The following is a 17085-nucleotide window of genomic DNA, read 5'->3' as shown; positions in this document are numbered from 1 at the left end:
TGTGGCTTAAAGCGTGCCGTTGCGCTGCTGGATCATCATGTAGGTGTCGTATGTATATTCGGCGATCTGCGCCCAGAGATAAGCGTCCTTCTTGAACGCCTGCTGGCTCTCGTAGATTTTCTTGAAGTTCGCATTTACCGCGGAAATCTCGGCGTAGGTCTCGACCGCTGCCTTGTGGCAGACATCGAGAATTTCCTGGCTGAAGGGGCGAAGGATCGCGCCTTGTGCGACGAGTTCTTTCAGCGCCTTCGGATTGTGGGCGTCGTAACGCTCAAGCATCGAGGAGCTGCCAGCGGCGCAGGCATCTTTGAGGATGCGCTTGTAGTTTTCCGGCAGGCTGTTGAACTTTTCCAGATTGACGAAGGCGTGGACCGCAGGGCCGCCTTCCCACCAAGCCGGGTAGTAATAATATTTCGCAACCTTGAAGAAGCCGAGCTTCTGATCGTCATAGGGCCCGACGAATTCGGTCGCGTCGATCGTGCCTTTTTCGAGTGCGGCATAGACATCGCCGCCAGCGATCTGTTGTGGCGTCACGCCAACCTTCTGCATAACCTGACCGGTGAGACCGGCGATACGCATCTTCAGGCCTTTGAGATCATCGATGGTGTTGATTTCCTTGCGGAACCAGCCGCCCATCTGCGCGCCGGTGTTGCCGAGCAAAATGGAGTAGATGTTGTGCTTGGCAAGGAACTCGTTGAGCAACTCATTGCCGCCAGCTTGGTTGAACCAGGCATTGGTCTGGCGCGCATTGAGGCCGAAGGGAACGGAGGTTCCAAGGGCAAAGGTCGGGTCCTTGCCGACATAATAATAGGAGCAGGTGTGCGCCATCTCGACCGTTCCGGCGGTCACCGCATCGGCAGCCTGAAGGGCAGGCACGATTTCGCCGCCAGCAAAATGCTGGATCACGAAGTTACCGCCCGACGCTTCCTTGACGTGATCGGCGACGATCTGGCCCGCGCCGAAGAGAATGTCCAGGCCCTTGGTGAAGGACGAGGTCATACGCCAGGTGATCTTCGGATTTTCCTGCGCGATTGCGGGTGCCGCAAGGGCTGCCGCCGTAACACCTGCGCCAGCGGCGCCAGCCTTTCTGATAAACGATCTGCGATCCATAACGATTTGCCTTGACTGTAAAAATTCCAGGCGAACCGCATGGTACGCCTCCCGAGAATTACTAACCACGTCTGATTGCAGCCTTCAAGACAATAGTGGTGATAATTCGTCGGCGATATTAGCTTTGTTGAATAGGGCCTCGGAACCCTATGATTTGCGGACTGGATCATCGAAGGCAGGGTTGTAGAAAAGCGATAGCGTCAGGCTTTTTGCGATCCGTTCTGCGGTCGCCATGAACCATTCATGAGCTTCTCTGCTGGGAGCAATCTCGTCCAGCGTTTGGGAAAACAGCACCAGCCATTGCGGAAACAGCTCCGCCGACATTCCTTTCACGCCCATATGCGCCTGCACGGGCTTTCCCCCATAGGCGCCGGTCTTGAATGCGACGGATGACCAGAAGCTTTTCATCTTTTCCATGTGCTCCGGCAACCGGCCAGCGAGCCGGTTGTCGAAGACCGGACCAAGCGTCTCGTGCTTTTGAATGCGGCTGTAAAAGGTTTCGACCAGATGGGAGATGAAATCGGCATCGATACCGATTTTTGCCATGTCGCGTGCGGCGCGATGCTGCATTTCCGCATTATGCGCTGCGCGTGCCTGAAGGTGCTCTGTCATAAGAATATGCTGTCCTGCTTTAGCACGCCGGAACGTAAGTATTGCATGGATTGTTAACCATGCCTCCGGCGACTGTGCTGTCATTTACTTCTTGCAAAGAGAAATGACCGAGTTTGTGCTCGCTGGAATGAATACCAGGAGCAATGGAAAATGGCTAGAATTCTGATTACTGAAGACGAAGACGCACTGCGTACTTTTGTGGCCCGGGCACTGCGCCTGGACGGACATGAAACCCATGAAGCCGCTGACGGCGAACAGGGTTTTGAGAAATTGAGCGAACAAGACTTCGATCTTCTGCTGTCGGATATTCGCATGCCTGTGATGGATGGGATCGAGCTGGCGCACCGCGCGTCCACCCAATATCCCAACCTGAAAATTCTTCTGATGACCGGCTATGCCGAGCAGCGTGAACGTGCCGAAGACCTTGTCGCAAAGATCATCGATGTCGTGCCGAAGCCATTTGCGCTTCCCGATATTCGCCGCGCTGTTGCCCGCGCACTGGCATCCGTTCCTGCCTGATAACGTTTGGCCTCCTGTTTCGGGAGAGGAATTCCTCTCCCCGCCGCCTTGAACATCGTTTCGAAGAAATTTGAAACGTGGACTGGCTGGGGCTCTTTAAAGCCATGAAAACACGCACCATATCACCTTCAGGAAAGCGGGCTGGCATTTGACGGTAGCGCTTCGGGCGGTGGCTGCAAATCCAAGATACAGCTGTCGCAACAGGGCTTGCCTTTTCAAGGGAGCTCTCATCCAAACATTCCGGTCTGTGCCGAAAGCGGGCAGGGCGGTAAAGGAGGTTATGATATGAATATCGAGAAATACTCCGAGCGCGTGCGCGGATTTCTTCAATCTGCACAGACTCATGCACTGGCAGAAAATCATCAGCAATTTGCAGCCGAACATGTCCTGAAGGTTCTTCTGGATGATGATCAGGGCATGGCAAGTTCCTTGATCGAGCGCGCTGGCGGCAATGCCAAGGAAGCAAAGCTTGCCAATGACGCTGCTCTTGCCAAGCTGCCGAAGGTTTCCGGCGGCAATGGCGGCCTGTCTCTGACAGCACCGCTTGCAAAAGTATTCGCGACGGCTGAAGACCTTTCCAAGAAGGCTGGCGACAGCTTCGTCACCGTCGAGCGTCTGCTTCAGGCACTCGCCATCGAAAGCTCGGCGTCGACATCCGCATCGCTGAAGAAGGCGGGCGTGACTGCGCAGGCTCTCAATCAGGTCATCAACGACATCCGCAAGGGCCGCACGGCGGATAGCGCCAATGCCGAACAGGGCTTCGATGCGCTGAAGAAATTCGCGCGCGACCTCACGGCTGAAGCACGCGATGGCAAGCTCGATCCGGTGATCGGTCGTGACGATGAAATCCGTCGCACGATCCAGGTTCTGTCGCGCCGTACCAAGAACAATCCTGTCCTTATCGGTGAACCCGGCGTCGGTAAAACCGCGATTGCCGAAGGTTTGGCGCTGCGCATCATCAATGGTGATGTGCCGGAAAGCCTGAAAGACAAGAAGCTGATGGCGCTAGACATGGGCGCGCTGATTGCCGGTGCGAAATATCGTGGTGAGTTCGAAGAGCGCCTGAAGGCCGTGCTGAACGAAGTTCAGGCGGAGGCCGGTGGCATCATTCTGTTCATCGATGAAATGCACACGCTGGTTGGCGCGGGCAAGGCAGATGGCGCCATGGATGCGTCCAACCTGCTGAAGCCCGCTCTGGCGCGCGGTGAGCTGCATTGCGTTGGCGCAACCACGCTGGATGAATATCGCAAGCATGTGGAGAAAGACCCCGCACTTGCCCGTCGTTTTCAGCCCGTTCTCGTAGATGAGCCGACTGTCGAGGACACGATTTCGATCCTGCGCGGTCTGAAGGAAAAGTACGAGCAGCATCACAAGGTCCGGATTTCCGATTCGGCCCTAGTGGCGGCTGCGACGCTTTCCAATCGTTACATTACCGACCGTTTCCTGCCCGATAAAGCCATCGACCTGATGGACGAAGCCGCCTCGCGTCTTCGCATGCAGGTGGATAGCAAGCCCGAGGAACTGGATGAGCTTGATCGCCGCATCATTCAGCTGAAGATCGAGCGCGAGGCCTTGAAGCAGGAGACCGATGCGTCTTCCGCCGATCGGCTGAAGAAGCTTGAGGATGAGCTGGCCGATACGGAAGAGAAGGCAGATGCGCTGACGGCCCGCTGGCAGGCGGAAAAGCAGAAACTCGGCCATGCTGCGGATTTGAAGAAGCAACTGGATGAAGCACGCAACGAGTTGGCAACTGCACAACGCAGCGGCCAGTTCCAGCGTGCTGGCGAGTTGACCTATGGCATCATTCCGGGTTTGGAGAAGGAACTCGCTGCCGCCGAAGAGCGCGATAGCAGCGGTGCCGGTTCCATGGTTCAGGAAGTGGTGACGGCGGACAATATCGCGCATGTCGTATCCCGCTGGACCGGTATTCCGGTCGACAAGATGCTGGAAGGTCAGCGTGAAAAGCTGCTGCGCATGGAAGACGAACTCGGCAAGTCCGTTGTCGGTCAGGGAGAGGCGGTTCAAGCCGTTTCCAAGGCGGTGCGCCGCTCGCGCGCCGGTTTGCAGGACCCCAATCGTCCGATTGGCTCCTTCATCTTCCTCGGCCCAACCGGCGTAGGCAAGACCGAGTTGACCAAGGCGCTTGCGCGCTTCCTCTTCGATGACGAAACCGCGATGGTTCGCCTCGATATGTCGGAATATATGGAGAAGCACTCCGTTGCCCGTCTTATCGGTGCCCCTCCGGGTTACGTCGGATATGAGGAAGGCGGCGCCCTGACGGAAGCCGTTCGTCGCAGGCCGTATCAGGTCGTGCTGTTTGATGAGATCGAAAAGGCGCATCCGGACGTATTCAACGTTCTGTTGCAGGTGCTGGACGATGGTCGCCTGACGGATGGCCAGGGCCGCACCGTCGATTTCAAGAACACCATCATCATCATGACCTCGAACCTCGGTTCGGAGTTCCTGACGCAGATGGGTGACAGTGACGATGTGGACTCGGTCCGCGAGCTGGTGATGGAACGGGTACGCGGTCACTTCCGCCCCGAATTCCTGAACCGTGTCGACGACATCATCCTCTTCCATCGCCTGCGCCGCGAGGAAATGGGTGCGATTGTCGACATTCAGCTGCGCCGTCTCGTCTCGCTTCTCAGCGATCGCAAGATCACGCTGGATCTGGATGAGGACGCACGCGTCTGGCTTGCGAACAAGGGTTACGATCCGGCCTATGGCGCTCGTCCGCTGAAGCGGGTGATCCAGAAATCCGTTCAGGACAGGCTGGCCGAAATGATCCTTGGCGGCGAAGTTCCCGATGGCTCGACCGTCAAGGTAACGTCCGGCACTGACAGGCTGCTGTTCAAGGTCCGGCAGACCGCCGCACAGGATGGCGTAGCAGACGCTGCCTGAAAATGATCAGGGCTCCCTCGGGAGCCCTTTTTCGTAAGCACTGTGTGGTGCGCGATGCAGCTTATTCCGCGTCGCCAGTGACGACGCCGACGAAAGGCAGTTCGCGGAAGGCATAGGCCACGTCCATGCCGTAACCGACGACGAAATAATCCGGGCATTCGAAGCCGACGAAATCCGCTTCCAGTTCTTCCTTGCGCTTCACCTTCTTATCCAGAAGGACTGCGATGGAGACGTTGCGTGCGCCGCGCTCGTACAGCAGTTCCTTGGCAAAACGCAGCGTGCGGCCAGATTCGAGGATGTCGTCGATGAGAAGAACGTCGCGGTCCTTCACGTCGCTGTCGATGTCCTTGACGATTCGGACACCCTGAGAAACCGTGCCGGTGCCATAGCTGGAGAGTGTGATGAACTCGACCTCGGGTGCGAGGCCGCTGTCATGCAGCGAGCGAATAAGGTCGGCGGCGAAAATGAAGGAGCCCTTCAGCACCGCGATGACGAGCAGGTCGTTCGTCGGGCCTTGAGCGATGCGTTTGGCCATGTCGCGGTTGCGCTCCGCAATTTGCTCCGCCGTATAAAGCGGCTCAATATTTTTTCCACGAACGACTGGCATAGCTTCTCCTGCATTGACTTCGCCTCGGGCATTACGGGCCCGAGCAAAGGGAATGAAGCGGTTCCGGTAGCACAGTCAGCGCTCGGAAACACCCGTTTCCGTGAAGGAAAGCTTGATTTCCGGCGTTTTTCCACCGGGATGGCGCAGTTTTGCCGAAAAACCATGGCTGCGGCCCGGCGCAATTGCACTTACTGGCGGCTCGATCAGCATGCTTGCGACCTTCTCACCCTTCGCAGCGAAAAGATCGGCGCGGATCGATGGGATCGGCTGCAGGTTCTGGCTGTTGTTCTCCACGATACCATTGATAACCAGAACTTCCATACCGCCCGCATCCTGCGGCGTGATGCTGATATGGGTAATAGCCAGCGGGTCCGGTAATGCGGCGACCTCTACCTTCTGTTCCGGCAGCACCGAAAAGCCGCCCGATAGCAGGAAGACGCCGACGACGGCGGCTGCGACTATGGCGGAATATCCGTCTACCGAGAGCGACGAAAGCTTGCGGTCAACCCATGCGATCATTGCCTGAAACGCGTCCAGCGCGCCGACGGCTTCCCACTTGCGCTGTTGATAAGCGGCACGGCGGTTGTCGTTTCCATAGTCACGACGGGCCGTTTCCTTTATCGTGACAAAGTCGACGTCTATCACCTCGCGGCGGGCGCGCGGTTGATTTTGTCGTGTTATCGGCGCCTCCGGCATCAAAAGGTCGTAATCGGCTGCCGTGTGGCGGCGGGATGAACGGAACATACCCATGAAGTTCCCTCGGTCAGGTTTTCAGCCCGGAGCAACCCAGGCATTGAAAGGAATCCTGTCCAGTCGTAAATTTATTTGGTTAATGCTTCGCAAACATTGCTTTCAAGGCTCGATGATCGCCGCTACCCTTGGCTGCGGATCGGGCCTGATGAGGCTAGAGATTGCGGATCGGAAGAGAAAGAGACTGGAACAGCTTTGATCCATTTCGAAAATGTCGGGCTGCGTTACGGCATGGGCCCAGAAATTCTCAGAGACATGACCTTCGATATTCCGAAGGGGTCATTCCAGTTTCTGACCGGCCCTTCGGGCGCTGGCAAGACCACGCTTCTGCGCTTGCTTTTGATGTCGCTGCAGCCTACACGCGGCAATATCCGCATGTTCAACCGCGATGTGTCGCGCATCCCGCGCAGCGAGCTGCCCATGCTGCGCCGTCGCGTTGGCATCGTGTTTCAGGATTTCCGCCTGCTGGACCACCTCACGACTTACGAGAATGTGGCCTTGCCGCTTCGCGTGCGTGGCAAGGAGGAAAGCGCATATCGCAATGATGTGATCGAACTGCTGAAATGGGTGGGCCTCGGAGAGCGCATCAATGTGCTTCCGGCAATCCTGTCCGGTGGTGAAAAGCAGCGCGCAGCCATTGCACGCGCATTGATGGACCAACCGGAAATTCTGCTGGCGGATGAGCCGACCGGTAACGTCGATCCGCCCATGGCCAAGCGGCTGCTCAATCTCTTCCTGGAGCTCAATAGGCTCGGCACCGCCGTCGTTATCGCCACGCATGATTTCGCCTTGATGGATCAGGTGGATGCGCGGCGGATGATTCTGACAGAAGGGCGGCTCGACATCTATGAATGAGATGAATAGCAAAGCGCTCAGGCCGGAGCAGGGGCAGCCGAAACTGCCGCAGATGCGGATAAGGCCGATGGCGCCCATCCTTCCGCAATCGAACATTCAGGGCAACGCGCTGATCGTCGTCATCGCGATCATGGCGTTCCTCGCCTGTCTCACACTTGGTGCGGTCAGCATGGTGCGGGCTACGGCGGCGACCTGGCAGAGCCAGATTTCCCGCGAGATCACCATTCAGATCAAGCCGGAAGAAGGGCTGGATATGAATGCGGCCCTCAACAAGGCGCGCAATCTGGCACTTGGCTTCGTCGGCACGCGCGAGGGCACCATCATGGATGATGCCGCAACCAGCCGCCTGCTTGAGCCATGGCTTGGTTCCGGGCTCGATCTCTCAGAATTACCGGTGCCGCGCCTCGTCATCATCACCATCGATGAGAATAACCCGCCGGACTTCGAAGCCATGCGGGCCATGCTGAAGACGGAAATTCCGCAAGCTTTTCTGGATGATCATCGTACATGGGTGGATCGTCTGGTTTCCATGGCCCATACCACCGTTATGATCGGTCTTGGCGTCCTGATCCTCGTTTTTACAGCCATGGTTCTGACGGTGGTTTTTGCCACGCGCGGCGCGCTTTCCGGCAACCGGCACATCGTGGAAGTTCTGCATTTCGTCGGCGCAGAAAGCGGCTTCGTTGCGCGGGAGTTTCAGAAGCATTTTCTGAAAATCAGTCTCAAGGGCTCCGGCGCGGGCAGTGCTGTCGCTGCGGCGGTCTTTCTTGCTGCGGGCTTCTGGCAATCGCAGACGATTGCCACACCGCAGAGCGATCAGGCCAGCGCGCTTTTCGGTACTTTTTCTGTCGGCATGGATGGTTATCTCGGCATTCTGATGACGATGATCGTCATCGCTCTTTTGACGACGATCACCGCCAGAATGACGGTTATCCGTACCATAGACGAGATCGATCGCATCCGCTCAGACCCTTCGAAAAGCGATGGTCTGTAAGGGTTTGGCACTTAGCCGTTGCTAACACAACTGCCTGTTCCTTGCCTTAATCCGTGCTTATGGATGACTCATGGCAATGAGTCGCACTGACCGGCATGATCCGACGAGTGATTCGCCGCGAAACCAGTTGCTTTCGCGGCGCGGGCCGTTGCGCCGGTTGGTTCGCGCAGCCATTCTCATCTTCGTGGTGTCTGCCGGTGCTGTTTTTGGTGGGTTTCTGTGGTTCGCGGATTCCGTTGCCACCATGCGGCCGCCGGAAGGCGCCAGGGCCGATGCCATCATCGTTTTGACGGGCGGATATCAGCGGATCGATCAGGCCGTCGGGCTGTTGCGGGATGGTGTGGGCAAGAGGCTGCTCATATCCGGCGTCAACCCTTCAACCACGCGCGCCCAAATCCGGCGGATGACGCAAAGCTCTCCCGACCTCTTCGCCTGCTGCGTGGACATGGGCTATCAGGCCATCGATACGATCGGTAATGCCAACGAAGCATCGCAATGGATCAGGGACAAGGGCTACACGTCGATTGTGGTGGTCACCAATAATTACCACATGCATCGCAGCCTTCACGAGTTGAGAAGCGCCAGCCCCAATACAAGCTTCATCGCTTATCCCGTGATAAGCGCCGATTTGACCCGCACGAACTGGTTCGCCAACCCCGATGTTCTGCGCACGATGATGTATGAATATGCGAAATTCGTTGTCGCTGCGCTCAGGGATCTGACCGGCATGGGCAAATGGAATGGCCTGAGGGACGGCGCCAGCGCTTAAAGTCGTGCAAGCCGGTGGAGTGCCACGGCTTTCTCGATGATAAGCCTTGCTGCCAAAGGCGTTTTTCGTGTAGGCCTTCGCCATCTGCGCTGGCATTGAAGAGGCACCGCATCTTCGGCCCACGCGCCCGGAGACGCCAGATTTATGCTCAGACTACGTTCCATCCTGTTTAACACGTTCTTCTATCTCAATCTGATCGTGCGGATGATCGTGCTGACGCCGATCTATTTCATCGTGCCGCGCAAGCTTGCCTATGAAATCCCCAAGAACTGGGCGCGTTCCAACCATTGGCTGATGAAGATCATCGTGGGAACGACTTTCGAGGTCGAGGGATTGGAAAATATCCCGCAGACCGGCTGCATCTTCGCGCCCAAGCATCAGTCTTTCTGGGATACTTACGCGCTTTTGCCCGATCTGAAGGACCCCGTTTATATTCTGAAACGGGAACTGATGTGGATTCCGCTGTTCGGCTGGTATGTCGCCAAACAGCGTATGATCCCCGTCAACCGCGCGGCGCGCGGCAAGGTCATGCTCAAGGTTATGGAGCGGGCCAAGGAAGAGATGGCAAAGGGGCGTGAGCTCATCATCTACCCGGAAGGCACACGCCGTCCACCGGGTGCGGAGCCGGAATATCGTTACGGCATCGCGCGTCTCTATCGCGATCTTCAGGTGCCCGTCGTTCCGGTTGCCATGCATCCCGGCCTGTTCTGGCCGCGCCGCTCGACCATGCGCTACCCTGGCCATTTCAAGGTGCGCATCCTGCCACCCATCCAGCCGGGTCTCGATCCCGATACTTTCTTCAAGAAGCTGATCGAAGTGACCGAACAGGCAAGCGATGAATTGCTGATCGAGACCGCACGCAACAATCCCGAGCTTCCCATGCCGCCAACGGCCGTGAAGCGCCTTGCGGAACTGGGTTTCTCCCGCGATTGATCAATTCAGCAGCTTGAATTCGAGCATCACATTGCGTTGCAGGAAAGAGTGGTTGTCATCCGAAACGAGGATGATGTGCGCCGATCCATCCGGCTGGGCGATCACGTCCAAGCCTTCCATATTGTCGATCTGGTAAGACAGGTCGGCTTCGATCAAAGCTTCTCCTTCAACCACCGCGCCGGGGCGAATGTCTTTACCGTTGATCCGACGGATGCGCATGCCAACGCCTTCGGCAAGGTTGAAGCGCCGCTCCAGCAGAAGCAGATCGCCGTTGGGAAGAAATGCGCCATCCGTCACGGCGAAAGAGCCGTGCCGTTTGACGGCGAAAAGCCCCTTCATCGGCCCTTCGAGAACGGCGGCAAATAGATTGCCGTCGCTATCTATGCTGTTTTCCGCAACCGTGACCAAGGCACCTTTTAGCGGAGAGGATTCAGGCGATGCGAAGAGCGTTTCCAGCCCGGCATTACGGCGCAGCTCGCTGTTGGGGATGAGATGTGGCAGCTGCCCTATGGGTTTCGCTTCTGCCAGTTTCGCGTCCGGAAAAACCTCGATGCGGTGAAACTGCTCGTAGCTGACATAGATGCGGTCGCCGCGCAGTGCCAAGCCTTCCGCATCCATATCCACCTTGCGGCGTGCCGCTTCTCCATGTTCGTCCAGCATCGGAGCGATGTGAACATCGGAAAGGCCTGACAGGCTGCCGCCTTCACTGCGCTCGATCCTGGCCGTGAGCCAATGACCGGTATCCAGAACCGCGACGAAGTTGCGGCCATCGGGTCTGAACCGAATGCTGGATATGGCTCCGAAAGAAGATTCGGCGGAACGCATCAAAAGACCGCCGACAAACTCCAGCTTGCCGAAGTGTGTCTGGCTTGAGCCGACCATGAATTCCTTGATCTGCGACGAGGTGACCGGAATGTCTTCAGCGGACGCACCAATGCCGGATGGGTTGAGGATACCGCAAGCCAGTACGAGTGATGCAAATATCGGTGCGAGAAAATGGCGACGCCCAGATGCGCCGCCTTCGCCGTGCTTATCCGGCACGACGCATCCTGCCGGTTCGTCCAGTCCCGGTGCTCGTGTCTTCGAACAGCGCGGCCAGCTGCTCCGTCATTGCACCTGCCAGCTCATCCGCATCCACAATGGTCACGGCGCGACGATAGTAACGCGTCACATCGTGGCCGATGCCGATGGCGAGCATCTCGACTGGAGAGCGCGTCTCGATCTGTTCGATAACCGCCCGCAAATGCCGCTCAAGGTAGTTGCCGGGGTTAACGGAAAGGGTCGAATCGTCAACGGGTGCACCGTCGGAGATCATCATCATGATCTTGCGCTGTTCCGGGCGGTTTATCAGGCGGTTATGCGCCCACATCAGCGCCTCGCCGTCGATATTCTCCTTGAGAAGGCCTTCGCGCATCATCAGACCGAGATTACGGCGCGCACGACGCCATGGCGCATCCGCGCTCTTGTAGATGATGTGGCGCAAATCATTGAGGCGACCGGGTGAGGGTGGCTTGCCGCCTGCCAGCCATTGCTCGCGAGACTGCCCGCCCTTCCACGCCTTGGTCGTGAAACCGAGAATTTCGACCTTCACGCCCGAACGTTCCAGCGTGCGGGCCAGAATATCGGCGCAGGTCGCGGCAACGGTGATCGGCCTGCCACGCATCGAGCCGGAATTGTCGATGACGAGCGAAACCACCGTGTCGCGGAATTTCGTGTCGCGCTCTTTCTTGAAGGAGAGCGGCTGCATGGGGTCGATGATCAGGCGCACGAGGCGAGCCGGATCGAGATAGCCTTCTTCGAGATCGAAATCCCATGACCGGTTCTGCTGTGCCATCAGGCGGCGTTGAAGCCGGTTGGCAAGGCGGCCAACGGCACCCTGAAGATGGGCAAGCTGCTTATCGAGGAAGGCACGCAGACGGTCGAGCTCGGCTTCGTCGCACAATTCTTCAGCGTGGATTTCCTCATCGAATTCCTGCGTGAAGACGCGGTAATCGACCTTCTCGTTGAAATCATCGAAAGGGTTGTTCGGGCGGCGCGTTTCGCCGGGCGTTTCGGAATCCTCATCGAGATCGTCGGACATTTCGTCCTCCGACATCTCCGCGCCATCCATCTCGCCTTCATCCATCTCTTCCTGCGAGGCTTCGCTTTCCTCGGCAGGTGCGGCGTCGGAACCGGCTTCTTCTTCTACCTGTTCTTCCTGTTGTTCATTGCTGCGCGGTTGATCCTCATCGGACTCCGCTTCCTGCGATTCCGGCTCGTCATTCTCATCGCCGAAATCCTCTGCCATCTGCATGGATGTCAGCATCTTGCGGATAAGCTTGGAAAAAGCCTTCTGATCTTCGATGACCTTGGACAGGTCCTTCAGGTCGGTTCCGGCATTGTCCTCGATGAAGGAACGCCAGACATCGAGAATTTTGCCTGCGGCCTCAGGCGGCTTTTCGCCCGTCAGCTTCTCGCGCACCAGAAGCGACACGGCTTCGGCAATCGGCGCGTCCTCGCGCGTCGTAATGTTTCCCAGATTGGCCTTGGCGTATTTCTCGGTATTCATCGCCCTGATGTTGGAGGCAACACCCGGCATGCGAAGCGCGCCGATGGATTCCACGCGTGCCTGCTCGACGGCATCGAAAATCTGCCGCGCATCGGCCCCTTGTGGAGACATGGTCGCGTGCATGTCGCTATCGTGGCATGCAAGGCGCAACGCCATGGAATCGCCGAGGCCGCGGGTAATTGCGATTTCCTGCGCCGTCGGCTTCTTGGAGATTTCCGGCAGGCGCATCCGCTCACCGGCAAGACCGGGGCGCTCATTGGCAAAAACAACTTCGACTTCGGAGCTACCGGCAACGGAACGCACGCAGCCGGTGATTGCCTGACGCAACGGTTCGGTGTCGATCACCACACCGGATTTGGGTCTCACATTGTCGCCGCGCGCTGCCATTGTCTTTCCTGTCGATTCTGCACGCCCCGCGCCAGCTTCACTGTCTGGCGCGAAAGCGTCTTCGTCTTCAATGCATCGGATGATCTTCCGGCTTCAAGCCGGAACAATCAGGCGCTGAGAACGATGTTCGCAGCGCTTTCCTTCAGCTCGACGCCAAAGGCGCGCTGGTACTGCTCGGCAACCAGCGTCCGCTCCAGCTCATCGCACTTGTTGAGGAAGGTGACGCGGAATGCAAAGGCGAGATCGCCGAAGATTTCCGCATTTTCCGCCCAGGTGATGACGGTACGCGGGCTCATGACGGTCGAGAGATCGCCATTGATGAAAGCCGAACGGGTAAGGTCTGCAACGCGCACCATCTTGGAAGCGGTTTCGCGACCCTTCTCGGTGTCCAGGCTCTTCACCTTGGCAACGATGATGTTCACTTCCTGCTCATGCGGCAGATAGTTCAGCGTGGTCACGATGGACCAGCGGTCCATCTGCGCCTGGTTGATCTGCTGCGTGCCGTGGTAGAGACCGGTCGTATCGCCAAGGCCAACGGTGTTCGCCGTTGCGAAAATACGGAAGGCCGGGTGAGGGCGGATAACGCGGCTCTGGTCGAGCAGGGTCAGGCGGCCCGAGGATTCCAGCACGCGCTGAATAACGAACATGACGTCCGGGCGACCGGCATCGTATTCATCGAACACCAGCGCAACATTGTGCTGATAGGCCCAGGGCAGAATGCCGTCCTTGAATTCGGTAACCTGCTTGCCGTCCTTCAGGACGATTGCGTCCTTGCCGACGAGATCGATACGGCTGACATGGCTGTCGAGGTTCACGCGCACGCACGGCCAGTTGAGGCGCGCTGCGACCTGCTCGATGTGCGTGGATTTACCCGTACCGTGAAAGCCCGACACCATGACGCGTCGGTTATGAGCAAAACCTGCAAGAATCGCGAGGGTGGTATCGCGGTCGAAAAGATAATCAGGATCCAGATCAGGCACATAGGCATCGCCCTGGCTGTAGGCAGGCACGCGCAGATCCGTATCGATACCGAAGACCTCACGGACAGAAACTGTCGTATCCGGCAGGTTGGTAATATCAAGTTCAATTTTGCTCATCACGTCTCCAAGGCGGGTAGCAACCACCCGGCCACATCTCATAATGCAATCACGTAAAAGGCTTAGCAGAAACCCGATTGCTTTAACAATTGGTAGGCTTGAATAACAGCCCGAAAACGTTCTTCCGAACCGCGATCGCCACCATTAGCATCAGGATGATGCTTTTTGACAAGCTCCTTATAGCGTCGTTTTATGTCTTCCTGCTTTGCATTGGCTGCAAGGCCAAGCGTGTCGAAGGCCTTGGCCTCCAATGTCTTAAGCTTGCGATCCGGCTGCACCCGCTGGCCTCCGGCCTTGCCCTCACCAAAACCATTGGTGAAGCCGAAAGGATCCCGAATGCGCGCATTCGCAGCACCTGCCGACCCGGAACGAAGGGTGGAATGCAGTGGCGCATCGCGTGCAGTCTTGTTGACACCAACCGTCCATGTGGGGCGGTGGCCGGTAATGGCTTCCTTCTGGTAGCGCGCAATTTCGCTATCGGAGAGGCCGGAAAAGTAATTGTAGCCCTTATTGTAATCTTTCACGTGCTCGAAACAGAACATGAAAAATTTGCCCTCGGCGTTACGGCCGACGGGTGCGCGGTGAACACCGGGCTTGTCACATCCATCCCACTGGCAAACGGGGGCCTGAGCCTCCGGCGGTTGCTCTCGTTTGCGACGCGTGCGGATGCGGTCGAAGTATTTGGAATCCAGTTTCATGATCTCCTGATTATGGTGCGCAAAACGGCACACAACAAGAATTGACAAAGAGGAATGTTACTGGCTTTTAGGGAGCCCCGTTCAAGAACGCACCAATCAGGAGATGGATGCCATGTCGCTGCGCCAGAGCATGGAAAACAAGCTGAAAGACGCTTTTCTTCCGGTCCGCCTGAATGTGATCGATGAAAGCCATATGCATGCCGGGCACCAGCCGGATATGACCGGCACGGGCGAGACGCATATGCGTGTTCAGATAGTGTCCGAGCAGTTTTCCGGCAAGTCCCGCGTGGAACGCCACCGCGCCATAAACGGACTTTTGAAGCCCGAACTGGATGCCGGTCTGCACGCTCTGGCCATCGAGGCGGCGGCTCCGGGAGAGCCGACGCGTTTCTGAACCTTATCGCTTCAACCCGGATGCTTCTCTGTCAGGAACGACTGGACTTCCGACGCGGCAACATCATCCGCTACGAATGACTGGCCGATGCCGTGGGTGAGGATGAAGGTGAGCTTTCCGCCCTTCACCTTCTTGTCCTGTGCAATTGCCGTCATCAGGGTTTCGACAGGCGGAAGTTCGCCGGGGATGTCCTTCATCGAGGTGGGCAGGCCCACGGCTTTCAGATGTGCCTCCACACGGGCAGCGTCATCCGGGCTTGCAAGGTTCATTCGGGCAGAGAACTGGTGGGCCAGAACCATGCCGATTGCAACGCCTTCTCCGTGGACCAGACGCTGGCTGTTATATTCCGTTGCCGCCTCCAGCGCGTGACCGAAAGTATGGCCAAGGTTCAGCAGCGCGCGGACGCCGTTTTCCTTTTCATCCGCCACCACGACATCGGATTTCGCCTGACAGCTGGTGGCAATGGCTTCGATGCGGGCCGGGCCGCCCTTCAAAATGTCATCCCAGTTCTTTTCCAGCCAGAAGAAGAAGTCAGGCTTGTCGATCAGGCCGTATTTGACCACTTCGGCGTAGCCCGCGCGAAACTCACGCGGGCTCAGCGTGTCCAGCACGGCCGTATCGGCCAGCACCAAATCCGGCTGGTGGAAAACGCCGACCAAATTCTTGCCGTGGCGGCTGTTGATGCCAGTCTTGCCGCCGACGGACGAATCGACCTGTGCCAGAAGCGATGTCGGGATTTGCACGAAGCGAACGCCGCGGCGCACGATGCCCGCCGCAAAACCTGCAAGATCACCGATGACGCCGCCGCCAAGGGCGATGACGGCATCGTTTCGCTCCACGCGCGCAGCAAGGATTGCATCGCAGACCGTCACCAGATGATCGAAACTTTTTGTTTTTTCGCCAGCGGGCAGCGTCAGGGAAACGGCTTCTATTCCATCCGTCTGCAGCCCGTCCATCAGCGTTTCGAGGTAAAGCGGCGCGACATTTTCATCGGTGATGATGGCCGCGCGTTTTCCCTTGAGGCGCGAGGAAATCTCTCCGCCCGCGCGACCGATCAATCCGGGTCCGATCAGAATGTCATAAGCCCGTTCACCCAGCGGAACATGGACAAGGCGCTCATCGGTCTCGATTTCGGCAGGCATGAGGATCAGGCTTTCTCTTTTAGGCGGGATATGGCTTCCAGAACTTCAGAAATGATAACGTCCTTGCGGACGTCGCGGGATTCGATGGTGATGTCTGCTTCGCTGTAGATCGGGTAACGCTTTTCCATCAGCGCCGCGAGCGTGCCCTTGGGGTTCTCGGTCTTCAGGAGCGGGCGATGATCACGCTTGTTGACGCGTTCCCACAATACGTCGAGATCAGCCTTCAGCCACAGCGAAACGCCGCCGCGCTTAATGAAACCGCGCGTCGCCTCGTTGATGAAAGCACCGCCGCCGGTGGAGACGACCTTGGGGCCACCGCGCAGCAAACGCTCTACGACGCGAGTTTCCAAAGCCCGGAACTCCTCCTCGCCATAAGAGGCGAAGAGTTCCGCGATCTTCATTCGTGAAACGCGCTCGATTTCATCGTCCGTATCGATGAAGGGGAGCTTGAGCTGCTGCGCGACAGGTCTGCCGATAGCGGATTTACCTGCCCCCATCAGCCCAACAAAAACGATGTTGCGCTTGCCGAGTGCTGCACGCGCTTTTTCTCCCAGGCTTAAGGGATGAGATATGTTGGTTTCGCTCATGAATGTTGGCCCGTTTGGCATCGGTATCTTCAAATGTTTACGAAGCGTCAAGCCAAATCGCGCCTTATATGGCAGAGAATCGCCTGCCCGATGCCTCGATTGTCATCAGGACTGCGCGGCTACGCCATGTCCCTGCCCAGATGTTTTCTAAAGGCAGGGTCTGAAAAGCGCACCGGAGT

17 protein-coding genes are annotated in these 17085 nt (G+C 57.6%); 7 read left to right on the top strand and 10 right to left on the bottom strand.

Translation table 11 applies throughout. The annotated features are described in order from the left end of the window. Positions 1 to 6: 6 nt before the first annotated feature. On the bottom strand, positions 7 to 1110 hold the full coding sequence (locus tag CFBP5473_RS18300; protein WP_027674034.1) for a TRAP transporter substrate-binding protein: 1104 nt from the start codon (positions 1108 to 1110) through the stop codon (positions 7 to 9). Between the two features lie 147 nt (positions 1111 to 1257). Continuing rightward, a complete protein-coding gene (locus CFBP5473_RS18295) occupies positions 1258 to 1722 on the bottom strand; it encodes a group III truncated hemoglobin (protein ID WP_027674035.1) in 465 nt (154 codons plus the stop codon). A 150-nt stretch (positions 1723 to 1872) separates the two neighbouring features. Between CFBP5473_RS18295 and CFBP5473_RS18290 the strand changes: the two genes are divergently transcribed. After that, complete coding sequence (locus CFBP5473_RS18290; protein WP_027674036.1) at positions 1873 to 2241, top strand: response regulator; 369 nt, start codon at positions 1873 to 1875, stop codon at positions 2239 to 2241. 285 nt (positions 2242 to 2526) lie between these two features. Next, positions 2527 to 5145 carry an ATP-dependent chaperone ClpB gene (gene clpB, locus CFBP5473_RS18285; RefSeq protein WP_027674037.1) on the top strand — a complete coding sequence of 873 codons (2619 nt, stop codon included), beginning with the start codon at positions 2527 to 2529 and terminating at the stop codon, positions 5143 to 5145. A 61-nt stretch (positions 5146 to 5206) separates the two neighbouring features. Here clpB and hpt read toward each other — a convergent pair whose 3' ends face one another. Then, positions 5207 to 5752 carry a hypoxanthine phosphoribosyltransferase gene (gene hpt, locus CFBP5473_RS18280; protein WP_027674038.1) on the bottom strand — a complete coding sequence of 182 codons (546 nt, stop codon included), beginning with the start codon at positions 5750 to 5752 and terminating at the stop codon, positions 5207 to 5209. A 75-nt stretch (positions 5753 to 5827) separates the two neighbouring features. Beyond that, entirely contained in the window at positions 5828 to 6496 is a 669-nt protein-coding gene (locus CFBP5473_RS18275) for a DUF3426 domain-containing protein (protein WP_027674039.1), read from the bottom strand. 201 nt (positions 6497 to 6697) lie between these two features. Here CFBP5473_RS18275 and ftsE point away from each other — a divergent pair, with 201 nt between their 5' ends. The 4 genes from ftsE to CFBP5473_RS18255 all read left to right on the top strand — a co-directional run bounded on the left by ftsE (position 6698) and on the right by CFBP5473_RS18255 (position 10053). After that, positions 6698 to 7357, top strand: coding sequence for a cell division ATP-binding protein FtsE (ftsE, locus tag CFBP5473_RS18270; protein WP_027674041.1), 660 nt, complete (start codon positions 6698 to 6700; stop codon positions 7355 to 7357). Next, the gene (locus tag CFBP5473_RS18265) at positions 7350 to 8351 is read left to right on the top strand and encodes a cell division protein FtsX (RefSeq protein ID WP_027674042.1); all 1002 of its coding nucleotides are present in this window, start codon (positions 7350 to 7352) and stop codon (positions 8349 to 8351) included. Before ftsE ends, CFBP5473_RS18265 begins: the two co-directional genes overlap by 8 nt. A gap of 70 nt (positions 8352 to 8421) precedes the next feature. Continuing rightward, on the top strand, positions 8422 to 9120 hold the full coding sequence (locus CFBP5473_RS18260) for a YdcF family protein (RefSeq protein WP_027674043.1): 699 nt from the start codon (positions 8422 to 8424) through the stop codon (positions 9118 to 9120). Between the two features lie 144 nt (positions 9121 to 9264). Continuing rightward, entirely contained in the window at positions 9265 to 10053 is a 789-nt protein-coding gene (locus CFBP5473_RS18255; protein ID WP_027674044.1) for a lysophospholipid acyltransferase family protein, read from the top strand. On the opposite strand, the gene CFBP5473_RS18250 is transcribed toward CFBP5473_RS18255, so the two are convergent. From CFBP5473_RS18250 to CFBP5473_RS18235, 4 genes are all read right to left on the bottom strand, one after another. Next, positions 10054 to 11037 carry an esterase-like activity of phytase family protein gene (locus CFBP5473_RS18250; RefSeq protein ID WP_051441182.1) on the bottom strand — a complete coding sequence of 328 codons (984 nt, stop codon included), beginning with the start codon at positions 11035 to 11037 and terminating at the stop codon, positions 10054 to 10056. 46 nt (positions 11038 to 11083) lie between these two features. Continuing rightward, positions 11084 to 12988 carry a cobaltochelatase subunit CobT gene (gene cobT, locus CFBP5473_RS18245; protein WP_027674046.1) on the bottom strand — a complete coding sequence of 635 codons (1905 nt, stop codon included), beginning with the start codon at positions 12986 to 12988 and terminating at the stop codon, positions 11084 to 11086. A gap of 107 nt (positions 12989 to 13095) precedes the next feature. Next, positions 13096 to 14085, bottom strand: coding sequence for a cobaltochelatase subunit CobS (cobS, locus tag CFBP5473_RS18240; RefSeq protein WP_027674047.1), 990 nt, complete (start codon positions 14083 to 14085; stop codon positions 13096 to 13098). A gap of 62 nt (positions 14086 to 14147) precedes the next feature. Next, positions 14148 to 14783 (bottom strand): J domain-containing protein, encoded by a 636-nt coding sequence (locus CFBP5473_RS18235; protein WP_027674048.1) that lies wholly within the window; start codon positions 14781 to 14783, stop codon positions 14148 to 14150. A gap of 112 nt (positions 14784 to 14895) precedes the next feature. Here CFBP5473_RS18235 and CFBP5473_RS18230 point away from each other — a divergent pair, with 112 nt between their 5' ends. Then, entirely contained in the window at positions 14896 to 15177 is a 282-nt protein-coding gene (locus tag CFBP5473_RS18230) for a BolA family protein (RefSeq protein ID WP_027674049.1), read from the top strand. Between the two features lie 11 nt (positions 15178 to 15188). On the opposite strand, the gene aroB is transcribed toward CFBP5473_RS18230, so the two are convergent. Then, entirely contained in the window at positions 15189 to 16319 is a 1131-nt protein-coding gene (gene aroB, locus CFBP5473_RS18225; RefSeq protein ID WP_027674050.1) for a 3-dehydroquinate synthase, read from the bottom strand. A gap of 5 nt (positions 16320 to 16324) precedes the next feature. Then, on the bottom strand, positions 16325 to 16906 hold the full coding sequence (locus CFBP5473_RS18220) for a shikimate kinase (protein ID WP_027674051.1): 582 nt from the start codon (positions 16904 to 16906) through the stop codon (positions 16325 to 16327). Between the last annotated feature and the right edge of the window lie 179 nt (positions 16907 to 17085).

It is taken from the genome of Agrobacterium larrymoorei (genome assembly GCF_005145045.1).
GTDB lineage: Bacteria > Pseudomonadota > Alphaproteobacteria > Rhizobiales > Rhizobiaceae > Agrobacterium > Agrobacterium larrymoorei.
Note: the sequence above shows the minus strand (reverse complement) of the source record. Positions and strands in the feature narration are given on the sequence as shown.